Below are 23087 nucleotides of genomic sequence, written 5' to 3'. Positions count from 1 at the left end.
TCATAATGAAAACTCTACTCATTACCGCCCTCACCCTAAGTGCTGTAAGCGCGCATGCCTCACAGTATCCACTTCAGCCTACATGTGACATCACAGGTAAAGTGCTCAAGGTTGAGAAACGTAATGAGCCCGGACGCGGCATCTCTGAAGGCCATACACATAAATACCTAGATGTGACTGTACGTGTAAAACAAACGGCGCACCCTGAAAAGGATGAGTGTGGCAACATGGTTGGGAGTGAGCATATTTACCAAATGCATGGTGGCATGCTGAACGCCTTGAAAGCCCCTAAACCTGAAACCTGCATAAAAACTAAAACCAATGTATCCGGCGATGGTAACTTTATGTTTGGGAACTGGCTCAGCGAAATTGAAAAGCTTCCTATGGACACATGCATCGAACTCTCTAAATAATAAAGCCCCCACATGGGGGTTTTATTATGACATTTCAAATACGTATCCCACATTGACAGCCCCCTTACAAACAAGGTATAGAATAAATATTCCGTATCTTGTATGTTCTTTTTTCTAAGGATTTCTCCTATGCGTAAACTTATTTTGGCAGCATTAGCTGTTCTGTTAACCTCAATTTCTTTTGCTTCTGCCGAAGAAGATGCAACAAGCCCCGCATTTGAGCGCGGTTTCTTTTCCAATAATGTGGAAATGATTGTACAGGGCATGGCACAACGCAGCCTGCCCACCGAAGAGATGACCTTCACAGAAGGCTTGGACTTCATCGCAAGCATTGCCATCAATCTGTCCATTTTGGACCATAGCCTTACCACAGGCAAAGAGACTTCCAAGTTCAGCTATGTGCAGCCGGATGATGGCCTTCGCTATTATCTACAGGCAGACTTGAACCGGGATGAATATCGGTACTATACACCTTTGTACAATGTTCTTGAGACCGAAGGTGGCGTAGAGCAAATCAGAAGTGTATTGCGCTATGATACTGTAGACACCAACAGATGCCATTATATTTCCTACCAGTGGGAAGACTACGACCCTGCGGCATTTGTCATTTGCGAAAATGCTCTTAACAACCCCTCAAACGTTGTTTACTACATTCAAGAAGTTCCTGTCCTGCAGGGACTTATTGACCTGATCGATTAAAAGCAAAAGGCCCCCGTTTGGGGGCCTTAGCTATTTTCGTGTTACTGGACGGTGATACGTCCGGGTTTGTCGCAGGTGGCGCCTCCTTCCAGCTGGATATACTCCAGCAGCGCCCAGCTTGCTTCTTTGGTCCACAAGATGTAATCTTTGTTCACATCAACCACCAACACCGGAACTTGATTGACCTCAACCACGATATTGTTGGTACCGTAGTTTTCAGAGGTGGTCAGAACAACGCTGTAGCCATGCGGAATCGCAAGGTCAGAGTTCGACACCCAGACGTCATCAGAACGGATAGCCAAATGCTCTAGCAGAGCATACAGCGAAGCCCGCATCTGTACCTCATGTCCACCAGACCAGCGCATATTGCTCGGCAGGCCGCAGTCATAGTGTAGAAGAGCAAGAAGCGGCAAACGGCCCGAGCGATCCATCTCGCTCAAACGAGATTGAACTTTCTTGCGCGCCTTCTCAATCATTGGAACATGAACACCTGGCACTTGTGCCAGCTCAAAAGCCAGCAAGTAATGGAACCACAATGTCCGACCTTCCTGCTTAAAAGCATCTTCCAGAAGATCGAATGGATTGTCATAATCTAAGTGAACGGCTTGTTCCACGGTTTTCATGTGTTCATCACCGTATTGGTTCTTTTGGGATCGCGCGAGCTTGGCACAGATGTGCGCACGCATTTCCATACGCGGCGCTTGGCTCCATTCATTTACCAAACAATGCGCAACAATGGCATGAGCCAGAATCTCATCAGCTTCATAGCCCTTGGGAAATTCATACAGTTTGATTTTTTGAGTTTTCATAGGTATTGCCTCCATTGGCAATGTGCGCTGAACCATTACAGCGTCTCAGCATACGAAATGCTATCTCATGCAAAAAAGATCCTGCACGGCTAAAAAGGAATGCCCACACGGGGCTTGCCTTTGTAGCAACCCACCATGGGTAGATAGGGATTCCAAGAGAGAAATCCTATGCTTAAGGTATATTATGGGTATTAAAAACACCTTTTTCAAGGCATGAAAAAACCGCCCGAAGGCGGTTTTTATGAAGATATCAATTCGCTTTCAGCTGACGAAAATTCTTTTTGGGAGAGCACACGAAGCGGAGTGTATTAAAAATACATGAGCATCGTCGCGCAGGCCAAAAGGGATTTGCAGACGCTGAAAGTAGAATTAAGACGCCTTCTCTTCTTTCACGTCTGACGCAAGTTGCATCTTAATGATTGTATCAGGATCGTCTACTGAGCCGTTCGCCCACTGGTCGCCCTTCTTAATGCCATCAACGTGTTCCATACCATCTGTTACTTGGCCCCATACAGTGTATTGGCCGTCTAGGTGTGGCGCTGCTTCAAGGCAGATGAAGAACTGGCTGTCAGCGCTGTTCGGGTCCATAGCGCGTGCCATAGAAACTGTACCACGAAGGTGTGGTTTGTCGTTAAATTCAGCGTCTAGGTTTTTACCGCTACCGCCTGTACCGTTACCCTGAGGGTCACCAGTTTGAGCCATAAAGCCTTCAATCACACGGTGGAATTTAAGACCATCGTAGAAACCTTCACTTGTAAGTTCTTTAATACGAGCAACGTGGTTCGGTGCTACTTCTGGGAAAAGTTCAATTGTTACGCGACCGTCTTTAAGGTCTAGGTATAGAGTGTTTTCCAAATCTTTTGCCTCCGCTGTTTGGAATGCTGAGCCTGCAAATAGTGCAACGGCTAGCAAGAGTTTCTTTAAGCTTGTCATGGGTATATCACCTTTATTCTTATTATGCAAATGAGCTAGGGCTTGCCAGCTCAAATGTGAAAGCATGTTAAATGAATTCGCCCCCCTTGCAAAGCAAAAGAAACTCCCCCATATATATCTTTATGCAAGATCATCTTGCGTTCCGTTCCCCCCCCCTTTTAAAGGAGGACTATATGTCCGTACAAGGCTCTTCCAACATTCTGAAGATCAATCCGGCAACTGGCTTGGCTGGCGAACTTGGCCGCACCAAAATGCGCTATGACGCCCATGCCACCACACGTCGCGATGAGGAGAGAGACCGTCGTCGTACAACCAAAACCAAAACTCTGCGCAGCCACCGCAACAACATTGAAGCTGCCCCAGAAACCCGCCGCGTGCTTGACCAACAAGCCAAGGCAGGCCGCCTTCCCGTCATTGACTTGATCTACAAGGATCATGACATGGACTGGGTGGCTGATATGGGAGAAACACCTTCCATGGACCAGATGGTCTTTGAGGAGGACATCCCCCGCTCGCGTCCGATCATCTGCCCTGAGGTAGAAGAAGCCGCTGCCGAGTGGAATGCCAAACATGGCGTTTGGGATGAAGCCTATGAAGCACGGCTCGCCCAAATGGAGGAGCAAGACCGCATTGATGCCATGGAAGCTTGGCATTGGGGCACAATGTATGACAACCCTGTACTCCATGACCCTGTGGGCGAGTGGCTGGCAGGCACTGACAAATCGTACTTCATCTAACCACAGAAGGACACTCCAATGACACACTTCGATCTCCGCGGCCGCATGACTTTCCGATTACGTGCAATGTTGCACGGTCATCAGAAGGAAACATGCAATGTCCGCACAAGGCTCTCAAAACCAGCGTAAGATTAACCCTCACACTGGTACCTTGAATGACTTTGGCAACGCTGAAGTGGAATACGGCGGCTGGATGGATGCACGCGCCTGGACCTGGAAGGTGAAAACCAACCACAAAGGCAAAACGCTCCGTACCCACCGTGACCACACCCGCTGCGCCAAGCGTGAACGCAAAGCACTTCGCATGATCGCATATCGACTCTGAAAAAGAACACTCTTGCTTGACGGCAAGAGTGTTTTTTCGTTTGACGGACAGTCATCCAGTGTATACAAATAGAGGTAATATTTCATCTTTTTCACTTTTCCCCCTAGGAGTCCCCTCATGGAAATATTTGAAGGATCTTATTCCCTTGGCCCCACCACCCCAAAGAAAAAGGCAGCCCCTGAAATGACTCAGAAACCTGAACTGCAAACGTACAGCGAACTGATGGACGGCATGATTATCTGCCAAAGCGATGAACAGTTTACCGCCCTCACCGAAGGCAAAAGCAAAGTGCCGCTTGGCAGCGAATCACACGACGGATATGGTGGCGGAAACTATTCTTCAACCAACTTGAAAAAGCTTGGATGCGACCCAGAAGCCTCCCAAAAGCAGGAAAACTTTCTCTACCCTTCCAAGTACCACGTGTCGATGCTCTACCTCGTCCTTGAAGGCAAGAAAAGAAAAGCAAACCTGATGCGCATTGTCACAGAACAATTCCGCGACCATGACAAGTTCCTCATCCGTGTGGAATACTGGCAAGTAGGCCCTAAAAAGGGCACCTAAACCATTCAACCGAAAAGCAAAAGCTCTCTCCATGTGGGAGGGCTTTTCTTTTTGTCAGATTTTTGAGTCTCAGCCTTGCCTTACCCTTCATAAAACAATATGGGTTTTAGGGAGGATTCATACACACATGAGTATTTTTAGCCGGTCATCAGCAAGCTCAGCCTTAAGAGGTACGCTTATGGCGCTACCTGTTATGGCAGGTTTAAGTGCAGGCCAAGCCATGGCTCATGCACCTGAAACGAGCCTCCGACCAGAGCCTCGTCCTTCTGACTTAATGGAAAAACATGATATAGCGCAAGAGCAAGCCACTCAGGATGCTTTAGCTGCAATACGTCCACAAATGCGCCCCCCTACCCTAGGTGCAAGTGAAGCATTTATGAGCATTTACGATGCTGAGGGCACAGCAACACTTCAAGCCAATATGGATGCGACACTCGGAGGTACAAACCATGCCCTTGTTGTAAATTTTGATAAATTTGACAATAAACTTTTGTCAACTGAAGAGCTTTATAGGCTTTCCTATGAACTTGATAATTATGCGTCTGCCAAAATGAATGGCAGAACATCCTTTACGGATTATCACCGTGACAGGAATGCCTTCATGCCTGAGGTGCACGACACGCCTGAAGGGCGATTAAAGGTGATTGAAGGTTTAAAAGAAAATTGGGAAAAGTCTTACTTGCACCCCAGGGCTAATGATTCAAACGAAAGAGTGGCTATTGCTGGTTATGGTAATCTCTCTACTGCTGATGAACTTGCAAACTTTTCAACACCTGTTACATACTTTACAGACGAGCAACTCCAAAAAGAAAATGCCATGTTCGATGACTATGTGAAACGTCATGAAATGTGCCATGGTTTTGACCCTTCTATCTATGAAGGATTACCCGATAAATATGCAAATGCAAACTTTGACCTTGTTGCCCCAACAGGCGAAGTCACATCTCTAAGAGACAGCTACAAAACCTATTTTAAAGAGCAATTTGCTGATGGTTGTGCCACGTTAGAGTACGCCCTTGAGGAGGATTATGAATCACTAGAGATGATGGCTGATATTTCTCAATTCAGAGACAGTGCCTCTTTAAACAATACCAGTATCGATTTCCAGATTGCCAAGACAGATGCCATAAAAGAGCAAGTGGCCTCAGATACAAAAGTCACATCAAGAATGGAAAAGTACTTCCTTGGACATGATACAGGCCCGACGATTCGCCAAATCAGTGTTCTATCTGAGCGTTTGCAACCAACAGATAAAGCAATTCTAGCAGCAGACCCACAAGCCTTTGAACAATTTGTGAAAGAGGTGATTGAGAATTCAGCTTATTCCCCAGAAGAATATATGCAAATTGCACATGATTCTCTTGCTATGTCTCAAAACGTTGATGCCCCTATTTCTGACGTTACACGAGAATTTTTAGGCAGAGGTTATGACGGACGTACACACACCATTGAATATAACCTTCAACTGCCAGAAGGCTCTATTAGAGCACTCCAAGACGCAGCGCCAACAGCAGTTCAAGATCAAGCAAGAGAAGCTGTTCTTCTGTATGCTGATAATATGGATAACCCTACAAAAATAAACATGCTCAACTTCCCAACTGAAGAGCTCAGCAATATGCCACTAGAAGATCGTCTTCTATTTGGAAGCAGCTACGACCTCATTAGTGGAACAGACACGTGGAAAGGTTTACACCAGCTTAGCCCTGAGCTTAAAGATATGGGTACACGTGAAGTAACGCCACACATGGCATCATTCCACTTTAGAAATGCTGGACTTGTCGCCCAAGAAGCTGGTGATAAACTTTATGAAATTGCTGACCCTGAGTTTGATAAAGATTTGTACGAAATGGAACAAGAGGCTTTAAAAGGCTTTGAAATTAAATTCTAAAAAAAACGCCCGCGATTGCGGGCGTTTTTAGTTACTTTTTTGGCTACACTTCGTTCTACACTCTACAAGGCCAACACATCGGTGCAACCTCATACTTCGCGAGCGTATAGCAAGCCTATGCTTAATTAAGCAACTTTCAGCTTAACTTTGCCTTCACCTGGCGCCTTAAGTGTGACTTTACCGTTCTTAATCCATGTTTCGATCGTCTCTTTGCCTTCAAAGCCCATCACTGTTGTTTCCAGCAGGCGGTTAGAGATCGTGTAAGGGTCAGCGTTTGCACCCGGACGACGGTCTTCCATGTAGCCGTAGCCTTTTGTTGCCACAGGGCGAGGAATACGGATAGACGTTGTACGGTTAGCCGTGCCCCAGTTGAACTTTGTCATAGAGCTTGTTTCAAGCGCACCAATTAGACGCTCAGCAAGGCCTTCACCGTAGTGGTCCGTATGCAGCTTGTGACGCTTCTTAAGAGCTTCACATGCTGTTTCAATTGTCTTCCAGCCCTTCTTAGGGTCGCGCATATCTTTTGTTGAGTAGTTTGTGTGCAGACCAGCACCGTTCCACTCACCTTTTTCTGGCTTGTTATCAAATGTCACAACAACACCTTCAAGTTCAGCAAGACGATACAGCATCCAGCGGCCTAGCCATAGGTGGTCACTCATTGTGAGTGGATCCGCGCTTTCGCTATCTACACCACGGTAACCAATTTGGAACTCCCACTGTCCCGGCATAACTTCGGCGTTAATACCGTAAAAGCAAAGGCCAGCTTCCATACAAGCCACCATGTGGTCTTCTGCAAGCTCACGGCCAAATACGTTATCGGAACCCACACCACAGTAGTACTGACCTTGTGGTGCTGGGTAGCCGTTTTCAGGCCAACCAAGTGGACGACCACCTTTATAAAGGGTGTACTCTTGCTCAAAACCAACCCAAGCGTCTTGCGCGTCACCGCCCATATCCATAAGGGCACGTAGGCGTGCACGCTGGTTTGTTGCGTGCGGTGTACCATCTGGGTTTAACACTTCACAAAGCGCAAGGTAGTTCCCTGGGCCACGGATTGGGTCTTCAACCATACATACAGGCTCAAGAAGACAGTCAGAATCTGTCCCTTCTGCTTGCAGTGTTGATGAGCCATCAAAGCTCCACTGATCTAAATCTTTAAGAGTCAGCTCTGTTTCTGTTGCAATGATTTTAGTTTTTGAGCGCGGCTCTTGTGTTTTGCCACCATCTAGCCAGATGTATTCTACTTTTGCGAAATGCATAAGACATGTTCCATTTTTATTGGTTATTGTTGCCGTGAGAGGCTGCTTTGAGCGCAGAGCCGCTAAAATAAAAAAGTCCGTTGACGGCTGCCTCTAAAAATAGGTCTCTCAACGGAATTTAATTCTACGCCTTCCCTCTGCTCTTTGCACGAAAAAAAATAAGAGCAAGTTTCCTTGCTCTTATCAATATCGCTTATGCCGGTTAATAATCCGGCGTGCTTCCGTGTACTCATAGCCTGATCCTAGCAGATAGATCAGCGCTTCTCTGTTACGGCGGTTCTGCAAGGCTCTCACCTTTTGGCTACCGCTATTGCGCACAATTTGACGTACAACTTGCTCATGGTCTTCTTCGACAAGATGTTCCCACAGTAGCGTGGAGTTACTCACAAACACAGGATTATTATAATCCAATGAAATAAGAGCCTGAAGCTGCTGGGCTGTAAACGTGAGCCCATCTGCTTCTGCACGCTTAAGAATACGGCGCTTTGCTTTGTAAACCTGCTGATCCAGAAGGTTAAACGCTTGGACACAGTTCAGTGTACAAATGTCATCTTCATGGTTCAATGGGCAATAATTCAAAGCTTTCTTGCTCCGTTTTGCATGCCAGCTTTCCAAAGGGCTTGTACTATACCTTTGAGAACAGATCAGCGCCTTACGGGCTGGCATTATTGTTTGCAAATCACGATAGGTACGAGGCTGCCGCCGAACGCCCATATCGTAACCAAAACCCTGTGTGCATCCACTTTTATACCCGGGGTAATGTGGATCTACGCGCGTTCCTACAAGATCAACCGAACATTGCTTCAACAGCTCACGGTGCTCAAAACCAGCAACAAAGTCACGTTCTTCATCCGTGACACCATAGCTTGGGAGCAAATGACGCCCAAAGCGCTCTAACTGGTAAGCAGAGTAGCCGGGCATATGTTGCTGGAGCCAAAGTTGGTCAAAATAGTAGTAAAGCGGTGTTGCTTTAGCAGGAATTGCAAAGAGGGAGAACATCAGGAAGAGTGCAGTAAAGGCAGCTTTCATTGCCTACTCCTGATAAAAAGAGAATCACAGATTTAATTGTGCAAAGATTGTATTCATACACCCCACTCTCAGCAAGTCATTTTTTTGTTCAGGAAAAACTTCCCCTCTTCTCTATAAGAAAGTATGAGCCTTCGGTAGTACTTAATAATGCCCGAAAGGCAAACCTACCGTACCGCTTTATCCTGTTCTATGAGGCAGGCTTCGTTGCACTGTTCTGGTGCATTTTTGAATTTCATCGAGCTTAAAGGAAAACCTAGAGATGAAAACTGTACGTATCTTCGCAATCGCCGCAATTGTTTCCGCCGCTGGCTGGGGACAAATTGGTAACTTTATCAGCAAGGGGGAACCTCTTGCCATTCAGGACTACCCAGCATACTACGCTGGCATTGTTCAAGACTTTGATGACGCAACCGGCGTAAGCGATCGTGTGTCCACATGGTGGAAGCATGAATGGAGGGGCTTGCGCATGACCGTGACCAACAACATCAACCACTATGTTGAGGTTGCATTCACTGCCCGCGCTGGCGACACTGCTGAAGACATTCAGCCAGCTGTTATCACCAATGCAAGCGGTGCTGTCACAAGGTCTCTGCGCCCTGTAATGCGCCCTGCTGTAAGCAGCGCGCCTGCAATCTCCAAACGTCCTATGGCTCGTCCTGAAGGACTTGCACAAAAATTTGCTATTCAGCAAGCTCTGCAAGAAGCTCAAGGCTGAGGAAAACGAAACATTTGAGTAGGCCCCTTCGGGCCTGCTCTTTTTTTATATTGCCATGAGGGAGCCTTACCGCTATAACAGCCCTTCGCTTTTACCCACCTTTCCGTTTTCTGGAGGAATACCCTTTGACAAACCTATCCACCAAACTGGCTGTAGAAGGCTTGCTCGCCAACCCTGCCGTCACCGTTTATGTTGATGCAAATGGTTTTGGCTACATGATGTACCGCGGTTTGGAGAAACCTGCGCTCATTGGCGCCCAAGAAAGCATGTATCTGCAAGACGCCCTTGCCATTGGCACTGCCGTTAAGGTGCTTGAGCCGATTTTTGAATCGGAACAGTTTCCGCTCGGTACTCTTGTGGCTGTGGTTTCAGCTCAGTATATGCCCACAGCAAACAAGCTGTATTGCAAAGACCTCAGCGCCAAAGGCTATAGCCTCAATGCGCAGGCTTTCCTGAAAGCTTTGGATTACCACAAGGAAGATTACACACCGCCAACCAAGGTGTTTGCCACTGAAAATAATGCCCAAACAGCAGACTTTTTGTGGGCAGCCTTTGGCATTGAAGGTGATGTAAGCCTCAGAGAACTTTCTGATGCAGAGTCTCAAGGCTTGAAAGAGCTCATTGGCAGCGGAAAGCTCTCTATCCAGTTTGAAAAACCAACGGGTATCGAAACACCGTGCTATCTCGCACAAATCGAAAGATAATCAAAAAAGGCAGAGTTCAACTCTGCCTTTTTTGTTGCCAGCACATAAGCCTCGCTCTATAAAAAAGAATCCTTTATTTTTCTTTCCTTTTTTACGTGAGGTTTGACTCATGAAAATGACAACCAAGCTGCTTGTGGATAGCTTACTATCTAACCCAAACATTCAGCTCTACATCAGTACCAATGGCGTTGGTATTTTTTATACGGGTCTTGCTGGAGAAGTGCCCCAGTTTTTGGGAGATGAAGAGTCCAAATATTTGCAAAAAGCCATTATGAGTGGCACTGCGATTAAGGTTCTCTCCCCGATTATGAATGTTGGTCACATCCCAGAAAACACCTGCATTGCTGTTGTTGCAAGCCATAGAAATCCGCCAGCAGAGCTCCGCTATTGCCATAAACTGGCAAAGGATGGTTTTACGCTTTGCGAGCAACTCATCATCCAAAAGCACCGCAATATTCCAAAATGGAATTTCGGCCCTCTTGGTATTGACCGCGTGGATTCCCTGCATAAAGGTAATCTGACCCAATATGTATGGGTCACAAACTCTGGCGCTGGGCATGTAGACTTGCATCCCATGACAGAAGACGAGCTGAAAGGCATGGACACTCTGGTGCAGAAAAAAGTCTTTATTCCAGCAGAGTACCCCTCTCCTTTTTATAGTCTGCTGCTCACAACAATGACCCCTGACAGAACCAAGCTGCCGAGTTATATTTACTCCAGCTAAAGCGATTTAAAAAGGCTGGTCATTCCAGCCTTTTTTGTTGCGTGAGAATTTTGACAGGCGTATATTTTTGCCCATCAAACACCTTCTATTCCTTTCCCCTTCTCTAACAGGAGAGACATATGTTCACTGAAGATGAACGCGCCTTCATGATTATGTACCAACGTCGTGTGACCCAACCTTCGCCCAGCTATGCTCGTGCGATTCCTCAGGATGAAAACCCGCATGGTTTTGCTGAATTTGTTTGGGAGTACTACGCCGGCATGGGCAATCAAGATTTTATGGATATGCCCAAAGCCCAGCGCCGCGGCCTAAAAAGCCTGATTGAAAAAGGCTACGCAAGTCTTGGCGAAGAGCATTACTACATGAACTTCCCCTACCTTGAAGTGAATGTGCATCTGGATAAGATCCTTGCCAACTGCCCGAAAGGTCGCCGTGATGTGCCTGCGCATGTCATGATTTTGAATGGCCTGCAAAGTGAGACCTTAAGTATCTACCAAAACAGCCGCCGTGCGACGTTTGTAGATACCTTCCTCGGCAAAAAGCTGGCTTACCGCCTGTCCCAAGGTGAGGAAAAGGCCCTCGCTTTTTTGCTGGCAACAGGCCTTCTCGTTGAAACCATTCATGAATCTCATGTGATGGGATCAAAAATGAAACAGGTGATTCTGTCGGCTAAGTCTATGCCCGCAGATCTGAAATAAATAAACTGGAAACGATTTAAAGCCCGCCCTTGAATGGGGCGGGCTTTTGTGTAACTCTATAAGAAAATGATAAAGATAAAAGGTCAATTTATGCGCATCCTTCTGGCTTCTTTCCTGCTCTTTATGAGCGCTTCTGCAACTGCTGAGGACTCTCTGATTCAAGAAGAAAGACTCGCCTTTCTATCGATGCCTAGCCTCAAAGGCTTTGACCCATGCTACCGTCTTTACCATCAAGCTGAAAAAAACTGGTCAGATGCAATAGAAAACAAAACAGAAATCCAAAACCACTGTAAAATGGCGAAGTACAACTGTACCCTTGCCAAACTCAGCTTTGATAATATTCTAGAGCCTTACAAAAAGATGTCTAAACGTTGCGCACGTGAGGATAACAATATCAAAATGCGTGAAGTGAAGAACCTACCAAAGTTTAAGCCGATTGGTAATGGTTACTACTGCTGCTTTGGCTTTGACCTGCCTAAAATTAAAGAAGAAACATCTAAATAATGAAATACCTGCTTTCAGCTCTACTTTTACTGCCAAGCCTTGCTACGGCTGAAAGCCCTCTTCCTATGCCGGTATGCTCTCAGCTCTCTCACCTGATGAAGTACCAATGGGATACAGCTGTACATATGGCTGAAACAGATAGTGTTCGAAGAACCCCTACGGACTGTGAAAAGCACACTGCCGAATTTAATGAAATTTTAGAGACCTATCACACACTGCTTCTTGAATGTGAAAGTGGCTTAGAAGTGTCGATGTCTGCAATGGATATTCCTGCTTTCTCACCTTCTGTGAAATACTTTGCCTGCAACAGCAAAGAATTGCCTGACCTTGTTAAGCCTTTTCTAGAAACAAACTAAAGCTTACCGCAGGCGTTACCGCGCCACGTTACAGATTCAATAATATCATTTGGTAGAACAATAAAGCGATATTCACAACGCTCATTTCTCATCCTTGCAGGTGTGTACCCTCGTCTCACAGGCACAATATGCCCGTCGACATTATCAAACGTACTATACGGGTGTATTGCCTCTGTTTTAATCGTACGGCTGTACTGGTACATGTAAATCTCTTTATCTTTTGCGTATGGCTGCACCATCACAGGCTGGCCCCATACACGTAAAAGCTCATCACGATGTTTGCCATGCCAGTTATGCAGGCGTTTTTCATAAAGCGTTTGCTGCCAGGCACAAGCAGAGAGGGAAAATAGAAGAATGAGGCTTAAAATATATTTCATGCAGATGATAATGCTGAATTTTGAAGTGTTTCACAAGGAGAAATACAACGGCAGCCGCCTACCCGAGCGCGAGGCGGGTAGCCGAGCCGCAGGCCTCAGGGCCTGCGAGCGGTTTAAAGCAGCTAAAAATAAGACGGAGTATTATTTTTGAATAAAATATGCTTTAAACCAAGACAAAAGCTTGCGATGGATTTTATTTTGCAAAATCTATGATTTTCAAAATGAAAGACAGGCAGCAAGCAAGAATAGAAAAAACAAAAAAAACACCCCCCAATTTCTTGGGGGGTGTCATGTTTCTTTATCGTTTTCACGCTCAATAACTGTCAGGATCACAAGGGTGAACCGTTGACGCTGCAGCAATGGCGATGTCGTCATGGAAAGGTTTTGAATCAAGCTCATCAAGAAGCTCACCCAAGTACGCTTCCACGCCTTCTTCAATAACCGTGGTCGCCAGTGAATCAACTTCCAGAGGATCAAAATGGGGCCAGTTGGCACCATCTGTGTAAGCAATAAAGCCGGCCACATTCTCCATGGAGTCACGCCCAGACCATTGAGGCCGCTGGATGATGTCGTCAAAGATTGCCTCCCCATTAAGAATGGGATAAACGGCATTGTGATATCTAACACGATCTTCATACAACTTTTTCAGCACTGGGTGATTCATATCAACAGAGCGGCCTTCGGCTTGCTCTATTTCTTTGCGCTTGGCGTGGCGTTCCGCTTCATGCGGCTCACCAGCATACTGCTTACGCAATTGCGTGTAGTTGCCATCATGGTCATAGACGACAATTTGGCAATCACCTGCAATGGCCCAGCTGTAGGTGCCATCATCATGAATCCGAACAAGGGCCGCTGCCGTTACCGGGCGGTGGTGCTTTGGCGGATCAATTAGGCCCTGCTTCATAAATTCGTCTGTAATTTGCGTAGCAAGCAGACGATTGGCTTCAGCAAGCAAATCTGCAGCTGTGCCTTCAGGGCTTGCCAGCAGGGAGATTTGCAAAGAAGCTTCGGTAACCTTGGCAGCATATTCCCCAGCAGACATACGTCCACCAAGAAAGCGAGGTGCATCATCAAGGCTCGAGGCCCCATCAAACACCATAACCAATTCATCGGTCGCATCAGCACGATCTTCACAGGTCGCTTTTGGACGCCCTGCGTTGGAGCCGCGAATAACGTGGGCCCCAGTATCAACAAGAAAATGTCTCATGTTGATATCCTTTTCCTAACTCGGGAAACTCCCAACTCCTTGAGTGGTTTGGGGAACTTCGTTGGCAGTTGTAAATGAAACCACGGTAGCAGACCCGTGGGCTAAAGGTTAACGGTTCAGAGATTGTTTAACCAACTTCATATGGGGTAAAACAAAGCCCCCGTCAAGGGGACTTTCAATCTTTTATAAAAGTTCTATCTGTTACAGAATGTTATGAAGCTTTTGTTGTATCTTTTTTAGCTTGCCAGCTATCAATAATTGTCTTCATTTGGCCGCGCACAACATCGTTGATGTTTACAAATCCTTCTAGGTTTCCACTCTCACTCACAACAGGCAGACAGCGAATTTTATGAAGGTTCATGGCACGTAGCGCCTCTTCCAAAGTATCGTCAGGGCGGCAGCACACAAGGTCAACAGCCATAACGTCACCAGCTTTCATGCTCATAATGTCTTCGCCATGCTTACGAATGGCGTGAATCACGTCATACTCTGTAATAATACCCATGGCTTTGTTAGAGTTCGCACGGACAAGAACCGCACTTGCATGTTTATTGAAGATCAGGTTTGCCACATCAAATACGCTATCAGCGGTATTTGCAACCTCAATAAGGTCTGTCCCCTTACCGAGAACAGATTTAATCAAATTTAAATTTTTTGCAGTTGGTGCTGGCATTGTTTCTTCTTATTCTTTCTGCCTTAAGTATAGCTTAAAATCTCGAAACTGTACGAATCAGTTGTGCATTCGCAAGTTTTTCGATGTCGCTATAGTTAATGCGGTTTACTTTTTTACGTAAACGGCGCTCTAAGTATTCTACTGTGTGGTAAAACACTTCACGTTTAAAGGCTTCAATAATGCGCGGGTTACCATGCATATTAATTTTCCATCCCACATTGTTTTCTTTCGTTTCACAAATTGTGACACGAATTTCACAACGCAGTGAGTGCGCAAAACGAATCTCCTCTTCACGGCTTTGAGGATCCGTATAATAAATTAGCTCATCACTAAAGGTTGCAGTTTGCATAGCACTCTTTTCAATTCTTTTATTTTGTCATACCTATTATCTTATGATGGATCGTATAAGGTTTTCGAGAAAAATCTGACAATTATATAGGGCTCTAAACCCTGTTTTATCAGACCTCTGTGGCAAAATGAGCCTTAATGTAGGCTTTTTCCTGCACAGTTGTAAGGGTTTGCGATGTGTTTGAAAATCGGACATAGAGCTTAGGTCTCTCGCTGCCCCACACCATAAATACTGGGTTTGGGCTCGGTCTGACTGCAACAATACAAACAGATTTACCTTCAACTTTTACAAATTTAATCTTTAATAAACGCGGATCAAACGTATCTAGGCAGTCTCCACAGAGCTTAAGAAGCTCCGCTTTAAATTCTGCTTCACCACCTTTAAGCAGGCCGTAATCATTCTCAAGGCCATAAATCTGCTTATCATCCTCAACACCAATCAGGAGAACACCACCATCTGCGTTCATAAGGGACGCAATGGCACGTGGTGGCGCCTTACGAATATGCTTGTTCGGCTTATTTTCATTCACCCCCCAAGCAAGTGAGCTTTTAAACTCTAGGACTTGAGACTCACGCTGTTTAAGTAGCTCTTTGATAGGGAGAGCCTGCCATTTGTCATCTACAACACGTGGCCAGCCAGGAATAATCGGAATAAAGCTCGGCATACGGACACTACGGATGCACTTGCGGCCATCCATGTAGTGAATTTTACGCTCAGTATAGTCAAACAGACGACGAGGAATTTTTAGCGCCATGTAAAGTTTATGCGTCCATATCTAGAATAAATGTAAGGTTTGTGTCATCAGAAAGGTCTGGCATGTAAACATAGCCCTGCTCTTTAAAGGATGTGAGCGCCCCTTCTCTCTTAATTTCGTTTTTGATTGCCCAGTCCGCAAAGGCACCGCGTGCACGTTTTGCCATAAGGCCGATTGTTTTCAAGTCACCGTTCTTCACTTGTTTGAAGTTCACGTTCACCAGTGGACGACGCAACTTTTTAGCATTTACAGCCTTAAAGTACTCACCTGAAGCCAAGTTCAGTACAAAGCCGCCATCTAATGCCATTGTTTCTTGGTTAATCTTCTCAGTCAGTGTGTTGCCCCAAAAGTCATACAGATTTTCACCATGTGGATTTTTAAGCTTCGTGCCCATTTCTAGGCGGTACGGCTGCATCAAATCCAGTGGACGTAGAAGTCCGTATAGACCACTTAAAATACGGAGGTGCTTTTGTGCAAAGTCTAGGTTTGCAGGTGTGTAATTCACCGAGTCCATGTTGTCATACACATCCCCTTTAAAGGCAAACAGTGCAGCACGGGCGTTATCGTTCGTAAAGATGCTCTCAAACCCTTGGTAGCGGGCATGATTAAGTTCAGCTAGCTTGTCAGAAAGTTTCATTAACTCTTTGATATCAGAAACACTCATTTTCTTCATCACATCCACAATTTCGAGCGTCTGATCTCTAAATTCAGGACGTGTTGCCGTGTGTGCCGGCAGTGCGCGATCGTAATCTAGTGTTTTAGATGGCGATAGAAGCATCAGCATGATGGGCGTCCCTTTTCTTAATATCCGGTGTTAATTTGTGTTTCGCGCGTATCTACATTAAAGGCGTTCTCAACTTGAGTAATCACCTTATATGTACGCTGAGTGAGTTCTTTTTTGTTTTCGGCAGTTCCGCTTACAAAGCCACCAATACCACGGCAGTAACCGCTACGGAAATCTGGGTGTAGAAGTGCGGCATAAACAAGAGAGCGCTCTTCCCCTTGCTTAAAGCGAGAACGATAGACCTTTACAAGAAAACCATTGTTAAAGTCTGCACGCTCAAGCTTTTCATCCACCTGGCGCAGCAGTTTATCAAAGTCGCGCAGCTCATGGCTTTTACAAAGGTTAAGCTTTTGGCGATATGTACCAAGGTCCATAGCAAGCTCTTCAAGCTGGTCTAAACGGCGAATATGCGTTGGTGTAATGGTAAATGTCTTACCGCGCATTGTGTCAGATACAGCAGGAAGGTGCACAGGCATATCAGCCGCCTGTACGTTTAGGCAGGCAAAAGTAAGTGCAGCTGTGGTAAAAAGCTTAGTGTGCATCGATCACCACCGAACCTGTATCTGCAAGCCAGCCTTTCATTGCGCCTTCGGCAATAATCGCTTCAATCTGTTCACGGCTGAGGCTGTATTTAGCAGCAACTTCTGCTTCACGGGCAAGAATACGGTTTTCCTCTTCAATCATCATCGCACGGAACTTATCTGCGTAAGCTTTGTGAGACTTCACACCAAAGTTTGAACCCACACCTGTGTAGGTCTCAATGCCCTCTTCCAGCTGAATGGCCATAAGTTCATCAAAAATCTTTCTTGTATCGAGAGGCCCTGCAGAGACATGTTCTGCATTCGGGTCGCTTGCGTAAGCATCATGGTATTTATCAGTTGGCTGCATATACCAAGCAATTGCTGGGATACCTGCAAGAATAAGGAGTGTAAAAACGTGCTGTAATTTCATGAATCTTATCATCTTGTTTTTCTTTTGCCACATGATACGACAGGGCAGGTTTTTCTTCAAGGGGAGTTTACGGTATTCATACTTAGATCATACCCCTGCTTATTTTTAGATGCTTTAAACCGCTCGCAGCCCCTAAGGTCTGCGACTCCGCTTCGCTGCGCACGTGTGTAGGCAAGCACCTCGATGCATCCCCATGCAGCGTGAAGCGATAGCGTCAGCGCCCCACCAAGATATGAATACAGTGTATATGGCTGAAACAGCGCCTATGAACAAGGCACACAAGCAACCCAAACAACTGGTAAAACCATTATATATCAATCACCTTTACAGCCTCACTTGATATTAACCTATACAATTTGGCACACCTTATGCATTGTATACAACACCTAAACAAAACGTACCTTTTAGAAGGGAAACAAACTGAAACTGAAAAAGCTTTAGGTTCGTCGAAAATGGGATTTTTGATGAAGAGGCGAGCGAAGTGAATATGAAATTCATGAGAAAGCCCCTGCAAGATAAAAATACATGTGCAGACCTACATAGAAGCTTTTTGAATGGGGAAGAAAACAATGAAACCATTAGAATATAACGAAAGCAGACCGAACATTTGGGCAAAAACAGTCACAATTTCTCGTCCTGCAACACACCAAACGATTTTCTTGAGCGAGAACTTCGACAAGATTAAGCTTGGCTTTGATCCTGATAGTGCCTCTCTCTACTTTGACGGCTACACACTGCACATCTGCTTTGATGATGGTGCCATCCTTACGCTTGAAGGCTTTCTAATGGCCGCTCACCTGATGGGCTACGATGGCATTGAACTCATTGATGGTCGTACAATTAGCGCAGGCCACCTGCTGAGCAGCGCCAAGCGCTCAGGCCTCCCACAAGACAGACAAACGAAACTGCGCGAACCAAAGCTCGAAGAGATTATGGTCAGCCCAGACGATTTTGTGACTCATCGCGACTAGCCCAACCTCTAGCTCCAGTCTCACACACAAACCTCACAGGAGTCACAAAGTTCAAACACCCGTCAAGTAGACGGGTGTTTGTTTTGAGTTATTCCTGCTCTCAACCTTGGCATATTATTGTATGTGCCCTGCATACTGATGCTGCGCCTGCCACATGCGTTGTCTTTATATTTAGCTTGGATGCCACACGCTCCCTCGTGCTCTTGCAGTAAACACTCCATCCAAGCATCGCAGCCCTGAGCTCTGCGGCTCGCTATTCACTCGCAGTGTAGAGGGAAACGCCCGAGATGCCTCCTTATGAGAACATGGAGCACGGACGTGCGACCAAAAGCCCTGAGGCTTTTGAGCGGTTTAAAGCATCTAAAAATAAGAGGGAGGATTATTTTTGAAGAGAGAAGCTTTAAACCAAGATGGTACTTTGCGGGCTATCGCCTTTTTTAAGCAGCGAAGCGGATGAAAAAGCGAGAGAGTAAAGCAAAGAGAAAAAAATATATTTTCTCAACACGAGACTAAGAGCAAACATAAAAACAATTCAAAACACAACTTGGCACACCCTTTGCAATTTTATTTTTGGAAGTTAGATGACAATTGAATATGACAAGTTTTACAGTTTCACGCATCCCCGCGTGAAGGGTCGCGCCCCCGAAACCTCACACCCCTGACATCCCCTAACCTCCCCTTGAGGTTTGCGTGACCCACCTTTTTACCCAAACCATGAGCCAGTCCGGCAAACAAAAAATCCCCGCTAGAAATAGCGGGGATTTTTTAGTTTCGATTCAGCGAGTCAGTCCACAAAAAGTGGAGCCAGCAAAAACAAGATGCCAACAACAATGGCAGCCCATATGCCAACAAATGTCAGGCCGAACAAAAGGGCCGCGCCAATAACAGTGAAAACAGCGCTGCCCAGTATTGTAACGGGCCAGTTTGCAGTTATAAGGGCTTTCCTTTAGCTATTTTGCTGCTTTACAAGCACAGAAGGTGCTGCAAGGAAGGCAACGCCCAGCAAAAACGCCAGAAAATTGCCAACAAAGCTGACAGCAAACAGAATGACGGCCGCAATAACAGAGATGATAATCATGACCCAAACGGCATCACCATCAATGTATTCACCCATGCTGTTCATAGCAACACCAATCATCGCAGCTTGCATAACGATGTAAATGACAAGCGATGCCAGCGGGGCTGTAAAAATTCCTACAAAGGCAATCACGCCAAGCAGAGCAAATACACCCCACCAAAAAAGTTCAGGTACTGATTTTACAGACCCTTGATTGTGTTGATCAGCCATAGAAACCTCCGTTAAAAGCTGAGAGAAAAAGAACAAATCAGATATAGATGACTTGGAGGTATACCATTTCGGTTTAACCATCACAAGCAAAAAGCCCTGCAAAAAAACAGGGCTTTTCGATTTAAGCTTTCTGCGTTTTGCCTTTTGGAGCAAGACAGATTTGAGCCAAAAGAATAGCAACCGCAAGACCCGCAGCAATGGGCAGCGACACATAGGCCGCCATATGCGCCACAGCAATGCACAGCACAAACGGCGGGATAAAGACAATCCACACCGCAGCAACCATGCCATGGGTCAAATTCTTCGGAAAGTTACTGAGCGCTTGGTTGATACGCCCCAGAAAGGCCGTACCTCTCATGCGGTACATCCAGTACACATGGGCCATTAGGGACAAGGCACCAAAGGTGAGTGTTAACAGGTCTACATACATAGATGTCTCCATAAAAAGGGAAAGGTAGATAAGAATCGCAAGTGTCTTACCACCCTCTCCCCTTTAAAGCAACTTAATAGCCTTTTGCCACGTAACTCAGCTCTCGGCTAATGGCGCTGTTTGTACTGTCATACACATTCACATCAAAGCCTGATGCTGTGAGGTTAGACAGGGCAAAGTAGTCTCCACTTACGCCATTTTGCAAAGTAATGTTAACCGCAGGTACCGTGTAGAAGCTCTGGTTAAACGTCACTGACACTCCACCCGTGCCGACAGAGATCTGTTCACTTTGAATCTTATCAGGCATATCGACTGAAATATTCAATTCAGAGATGCTCACGCTATGCGCACTATTTGAGCTACTCACAACCACACGGAACGCAAATGCACGTGCAGTGAGGTCTGCAAGGGTCAGCGGTTGCCAAGCGGACCAAGTTGCACTTCCACCCGCAGGGGCATCATTTGTACTACGGACCTGTACACTTACATCAATGGTTGCCAGATCATCACCATCAAAGCGTCCTGTGCGATCATCAAATACTCCATCTGTCACATCAAAGATATTTCGACCATCTGTGGTAGAAGCAATAAAGCTGCTGCGCACACGTGAAGTATAAACATCTCCAAGGTCAATCATATCCTCTACGTCATAGGTTGCTGAGGTGACAAACCCACCGTAACCATCAAATGATCCTTCTACATCATCAAAATCTTCTGCAGGATCTTCAAATAAACCTAGGCCTGCAAGGATAAGATTTTCTCCATCTGCGACAAGACCTGTCAGCGTTCCTGTAAACTCTGGTGCAGGTGTTAGGGTTTCAACAACATTCATATCTGCCACTTGAGGTGCAGTAGTCACAACTGTGGATGCAGTCACACTTTCATTCCCGCTACTATCTACCGCTTTCACCATATATGTCCCTTCTAGAAGAGGCACAACAGCGTGGGTTGTGATCCCTGCAAGAGCTGGCACAAGATCTGTGGCATTACTCCATGTTGCTCCAGAGGTAAGTGGTGTATGGCGGAGTCTTATACGTCCCCCTATACGCACATCTATATCTGTGGCTTGTGTCCAACTCATATGTGCCTGACCGGCTTGAGCGCTTAGGGTAAAGTTTTCTATATCTGCTGGAGGGGCAGTTAACCCTTCTACAGTCAGTGTTGCCTCTACAGGATCACTCTCTATACCAAGTGGACTGACTGAAACAATCGCAACGGTAATATCCCCTGGAGTCATATCTTCTAGAACCCACTGCGTATGAGATGTTTCCCCTAGGGTGGTATATTCACTCTCCCCTGCCTTTTTAAGCTTAATACGGTAACGTACAGCAAAGGCATCATTCGCATCAGCCCATGTGGCAAGTACGCGTGCCTTTACCCCACTCCCGTCTGTCGTCACATATAGATCTTCTGTAAGTTCTGGAACACCCGGAGGCGTTAGCTCTCTCCCTGTAGGTAGAGTCATCTCTTCTGTAAGGGTAAGCGTGGTTGCGGTTTGCGCGTCCCATATATAGGCATTCGCACTCTCTTCCTTCAGGTTAATATCTACACCCCCTTCTTCACTCAGTTGCCAATGGGTAATACGGAAAGGTTTATTCTCCCATCCAAGCTCCGGAAGGTTTAGGTTCACCACATCCCACGCTTTAAGAGACATCCCCTTCAGGTTAAGTGGCATTGTAAGGGAAATTGTCTGACTGGCTCTTGCCAGCATAAGGGCTGCAATACGCTGTGCGCTCTCTATATGATCTGTTAAAGGAAGTTCTATATGACTGGCAACTGTCTCTCCCCCCAGTGCGGTAATAAGATCTTCATCTTTCACCTCAGGGAAATCTACAATCTGATGGGATTGTTCAGGATCAGCAAAAACTCCCCTTACGGTATTAAAGCGCTCTTTAAGAGAGGGCGCAGCATGAATGTTGACTTCCCCTCTAAGCCAATCGGCATCAATGGTGGTGGTTGGCATATCATATACCCCAGCAAGCACACGGAAGGTTCCATCAATATATGGCAAGGCACCCGCACCTGCCCCTGTAAGAGTTTCAAGGAGCATAAGCGGTGTATTCCCTGTATCCAGAACACCATTCACTGTGTAGCGCTTAATCGTGCCTCCTTCTTTAAGGGGGATACTCTCATCTGAGATATTTGCACTGGCGATAATAGAGTCTTCATGAATTTCATCGATATGACACCCAAGGCCATATGTAGGGTTCGTTAGATAGTCTCTTACAGCAAGGGCCCAGTTATCTGAGTGAGCCGTACTGCCTGTGCGTGGGTCATAAAGCTTCTTGCCTTTAATCTTAGCGGTAATGTTTGGAATACCGTTTGGGTAGGCTTTATCATTATAGATAAGTCTAATACGGGCATAGGCGATACCTTGCAGACGGTGTGCGTCTGTCCACTCCTCTAAATCACGGATCATATCAGGATCTGCGGTTTGAGTACTCTCCCCTGTATAGAACTTCACATTCACAAGATGTTGATCTGTTGGGCCAATAAAGTCTGTATTGGTCACATTTCCTTCTGCATCTAATGTAAGGGGAATACCATCAAGGTAAATCGTCTCTAGACTCTCAACCTCATGGCCTGCAAAGGCCACAACCATATAAAGGATACCGTTGGTACGCTTATATAGGAAATCTTCTTCCTCCCCCTCTATATTCATAACAGGGTACACGGTTGAATCTGCCGTATTAATATGCACAATCACGCCACCGGTACGGGCTGTTCCATAAATCACCTTATGGCTCTCGGTGCTGCTTCTAAGTGTTGTTGAAAGGCCAGGATTTCCAGTTAATGCACTTCTGCTTGGCGCCATAGAGGCTGCAACCACAGTACTGGCAGCAGTAGCAGCAAAAGCAGCAGTGGCTGCACTGAGTCCAAGAGCGGCAGCTCCTTGAGCAGCTGCGTATCCAGCAGCCGCAACAACAACAGCAGGCATATGTATTCTCC

At 46.0% G+C, this 23087-nt stretch carries 28 protein-coding genes; 13 read left to right on the top strand and 15 right to left on the bottom strand.

The annotated features are described in order from the left end of the window. The first annotated feature begins 5 nt into the window (after positions 1 to 5). Both VX730_08355 and VX730_08350 read left to right on the top strand, forming a co-directional pair. Positions 6 to 413, top strand: a complete 408-nt coding sequence (locus tag VX730_08355) for a hypothetical protein (GenBank protein ID MEC9292398.1) — start codon at positions 6 to 8, stop codon at positions 411 to 413. A 129-nt stretch (positions 414 to 542) separates the two neighbouring features. Continuing rightward, entirely contained in the window at positions 543 to 1112 is a 570-nt protein-coding gene (locus VX730_08350) for a hypothetical protein (protein ID MEC9292397.1), read from the top strand. 41 nt (positions 1113 to 1153) lie between these two features. Here the strand turns inward: VX730_08350 and VX730_08345 are convergent, their stop codons facing one another. Both VX730_08345 and VX730_08340 read right to left on the bottom strand, forming a co-directional pair. Then, the gene (locus tag VX730_08345; protein MEC9292396.1) at positions 1154 to 1921 is read right to left on the bottom strand and encodes a hypothetical protein; all 768 of its coding nucleotides are present in this window, start codon (positions 1919 to 1921) and stop codon (positions 1154 to 1156) included. A gap of 369 nt (positions 1922 to 2290) precedes the next feature. Further along, a complete protein-coding gene (locus VX730_08340; protein MEC9292395.1) occupies positions 2291 to 2854 on the bottom strand; it encodes a peptidylprolyl isomerase in 564 nt (187 codons plus the stop codon). 224 nt (positions 2855 to 3078) lie between these two features. Between VX730_08340 and VX730_08335 the strand changes: the two genes are divergently transcribed. The 4 genes from VX730_08335 to VX730_08320 all read left to right on the top strand — a co-directional run bounded on the left by VX730_08335 (position 3079) and on the right by VX730_08320 (position 6365). Then, complete coding sequence (locus VX730_08335; GenBank protein MEC9292394.1) at positions 3079 to 3591, top strand: hypothetical protein; 513 nt, start codon at positions 3079 to 3081, stop codon at positions 3589 to 3591. A gap of 97 nt (positions 3592 to 3688) precedes the next feature. Then, positions 3689 to 3916: a hypothetical protein gene (locus VX730_08330; GenBank protein MEC9292393.1), complete on the top strand. Its 228-nt coding sequence runs from the start codon at positions 3689 to 3691 to the stop codon at positions 3914 to 3916. Positions 3917 to 4033: 117 nt separating this feature from the next. Continuing rightward, on the top strand, positions 4034 to 4477 hold the full coding sequence (locus VX730_08325; GenBank protein ID MEC9292392.1) for a hypothetical protein: 444 nt from the start codon (positions 4034 to 4036) through the stop codon (positions 4475 to 4477). A gap of 127 nt (positions 4478 to 4604) precedes the next feature. Then, entirely contained in the window at positions 4605 to 6365 is a 1761-nt protein-coding gene (locus VX730_08320; protein MEC9292391.1) for a hypothetical protein, read from the top strand. A 125-nt stretch (positions 6366 to 6490) separates the two neighbouring features. Here VX730_08320 and VX730_08315 read toward each other — a convergent pair whose 3' ends face one another. Both VX730_08315 and VX730_08310 read right to left on the bottom strand, forming a co-directional pair. After that, the gene (locus VX730_08315) at positions 6491 to 7624 is read right to left on the bottom strand and encodes a glutamine synthetase beta-grasp domain-containing protein (GenBank protein MEC9292390.1); all 1134 of its coding nucleotides are present in this window, start codon (positions 7622 to 7624) and stop codon (positions 6491 to 6493) included. Positions 7625 to 7807: 183 nt separating this feature from the next. Continuing rightward, positions 7808 to 8653: a hypothetical protein gene (locus VX730_08310; protein ID MEC9292389.1), complete on the bottom strand. Its 846-nt coding sequence runs from the start codon at positions 8651 to 8653 to the stop codon at positions 7808 to 7810. Between the two features lie 259 nt (positions 8654 to 8912). Here VX730_08310 and VX730_08305 point away from each other — a divergent pair, with 259 nt between their 5' ends. From VX730_08305 to VX730_08280, 6 genes are all read left to right on the top strand, one after another. After that, on the top strand, positions 8913 to 9368 hold the full coding sequence (locus VX730_08305) for a hypothetical protein (GenBank protein MEC9292388.1): 456 nt from the start codon (positions 8913 to 8915) through the stop codon (positions 9366 to 9368). A gap of 125 nt (positions 9369 to 9493) precedes the next feature. After that, positions 9494 to 10072 (top strand): hypothetical protein, encoded by a 579-nt coding sequence (locus tag VX730_08300; protein MEC9292387.1) that lies wholly within the window; start codon positions 9494 to 9496, stop codon positions 10070 to 10072. A gap of 109 nt (positions 10073 to 10181) precedes the next feature. Further along, a complete protein-coding gene (locus VX730_08295) occupies positions 10182 to 10796 on the top strand; it encodes a hypothetical protein (protein MEC9292386.1) in 615 nt (204 codons plus the stop codon). 119 nt (positions 10797 to 10915) lie between these two features. Next, the gene (locus VX730_08290; GenBank protein ID MEC9292385.1) at positions 10916 to 11494 is read left to right on the top strand and encodes a hypothetical protein; all 579 of its coding nucleotides are present in this window, start codon (positions 10916 to 10918) and stop codon (positions 11492 to 11494) included. A 90-nt stretch (positions 11495 to 11584) separates the two neighbouring features. After that, positions 11585 to 11998 (top strand): hypothetical protein, encoded by a 414-nt coding sequence (locus VX730_08285; GenBank protein MEC9292384.1) that lies wholly within the window; start codon positions 11585 to 11587, stop codon positions 11996 to 11998. Then, a complete protein-coding gene (locus tag VX730_08280; GenBank protein ID MEC9292383.1) occupies positions 11998 to 12354 on the top strand; it encodes a hypothetical protein in 357 nt (118 codons plus the stop codon). Before VX730_08285 ends, VX730_08280 begins: the two co-directional genes overlap by 1 nt. On the opposite strand, the gene VX730_08275 is transcribed toward VX730_08280, so the two are convergent. The 8 genes from VX730_08275 to VX730_08240 all read right to left on the bottom strand — a co-directional run bounded on the left by VX730_08275 (position 12351) and on the right by VX730_08240 (position 17449). Continuing rightward, positions 12351 to 12731 (bottom strand): hypothetical protein, encoded by a 381-nt coding sequence (locus tag VX730_08275; GenBank protein MEC9292382.1) that lies wholly within the window; start codon positions 12729 to 12731, stop codon positions 12351 to 12353. The genes VX730_08280 and VX730_08275 overlap by 4 nt on opposite strands. A gap of 313 nt (positions 12732 to 13044) precedes the next feature. Further along, the gene (locus tag VX730_08270) at positions 13045 to 13938 is read right to left on the bottom strand and encodes a hypothetical protein (GenBank protein ID MEC9292381.1); all 894 of its coding nucleotides are present in this window, start codon (positions 13936 to 13938) and stop codon (positions 13045 to 13047) included. A gap of 211 nt (positions 13939 to 14149) precedes the next feature. Further along, positions 14150 to 14611 carry a CBS domain-containing protein gene (locus tag VX730_08265; GenBank protein ID MEC9292380.1) on the bottom strand — a complete coding sequence of 154 codons (462 nt, stop codon included), beginning with the start codon at positions 14609 to 14611 and terminating at the stop codon, positions 14150 to 14152. Between the two features lie 34 nt (positions 14612 to 14645). Then, positions 14646 to 14960: a hypothetical protein gene (locus VX730_08260; protein MEC9292379.1), complete on the bottom strand. Its 315-nt coding sequence runs from the start codon at positions 14958 to 14960 to the stop codon at positions 14646 to 14648. A 109-nt stretch (positions 14961 to 15069) separates the two neighbouring features. Next, positions 15070 to 15714: an ATP-binding protein gene (locus VX730_08255; protein MEC9292378.1), complete on the bottom strand. Its 645-nt coding sequence runs from the start codon at positions 15712 to 15714 to the stop codon at positions 15070 to 15072. Positions 15715 to 15721: 7 nt separating this feature from the next. Continuing rightward, the gene (yaaA, locus tag VX730_08250) at positions 15722 to 16498 is read right to left on the bottom strand and encodes a peroxide stress protein YaaA (GenBank protein MEC9292377.1); all 777 of its coding nucleotides are present in this window, start codon (positions 16496 to 16498) and stop codon (positions 15722 to 15724) included. Between the two features lie 17 nt (positions 16499 to 16515). Continuing rightward, complete coding sequence (locus VX730_08245) at positions 16516 to 17040, bottom strand: hypothetical protein (protein ID MEC9292376.1); 525 nt, start codon at positions 17038 to 17040, stop codon at positions 16516 to 16518. After that, positions 17030 to 17449 carry a hypothetical protein gene (locus VX730_08240; protein ID MEC9292375.1) on the bottom strand — a complete coding sequence of 140 codons (420 nt, stop codon included), beginning with the start codon at positions 17447 to 17449 and terminating at the stop codon, positions 17030 to 17032. Before VX730_08240 ends, VX730_08245 begins: the two co-directional genes overlap by 11 nt. 569 nt (positions 17450 to 18018) lie before the next feature. Between VX730_08240 and VX730_08235 the strand changes: the two genes are divergently transcribed. Next, a complete protein-coding gene (locus VX730_08235; GenBank protein ID MEC9292374.1) occupies positions 18019 to 18420 on the top strand; it encodes a hypothetical protein in 402 nt (133 codons plus the stop codon). Positions 18421 to 19366: 946 nt separating this feature from the next. On the opposite strand, the gene VX730_08230 is transcribed toward VX730_08235, so the two are convergent. The 3 genes from VX730_08230 to VX730_08220 form a co-directional block, all read right to left on the bottom strand. Continuing rightward, positions 19367 to 19708, bottom strand: coding sequence for a hypothetical protein (locus VX730_08230; protein ID MEC9292373.1), 342 nt, complete (start codon positions 19706 to 19708; stop codon positions 19367 to 19369). Positions 19709 to 19829: 121 nt separating this feature from the next. Next, entirely contained in the window at positions 19830 to 20138 is a 309-nt protein-coding gene (locus VX730_08225; GenBank protein ID MEC9292372.1) for a hypothetical protein, read from the bottom strand. Positions 20139 to 20211: 73 nt separating this feature from the next. Beyond that, positions 20212 to 23076 carry a hypothetical protein gene (locus VX730_08220; protein MEC9292371.1) on the bottom strand — a complete coding sequence of 955 codons (2865 nt, stop codon included), beginning with the start codon at positions 23074 to 23076 and terminating at the stop codon, positions 20212 to 20214. Positions 23077 to 23087: the final 11 nt, after the last annotated feature.

Source organism: Pseudomonadota bacterium (assembly GCA_036141575.1).
Lineage (GTDB): Bacteria > Pseudomonadota > Alphaproteobacteria > UBA2136 > JAPKEQ01 > JAPKEQ01.
The sequence above is the reverse complement of the archived record's forward strand: the minus strand, read 5'-3'. Positions and strand labels throughout refer to the sequence as shown.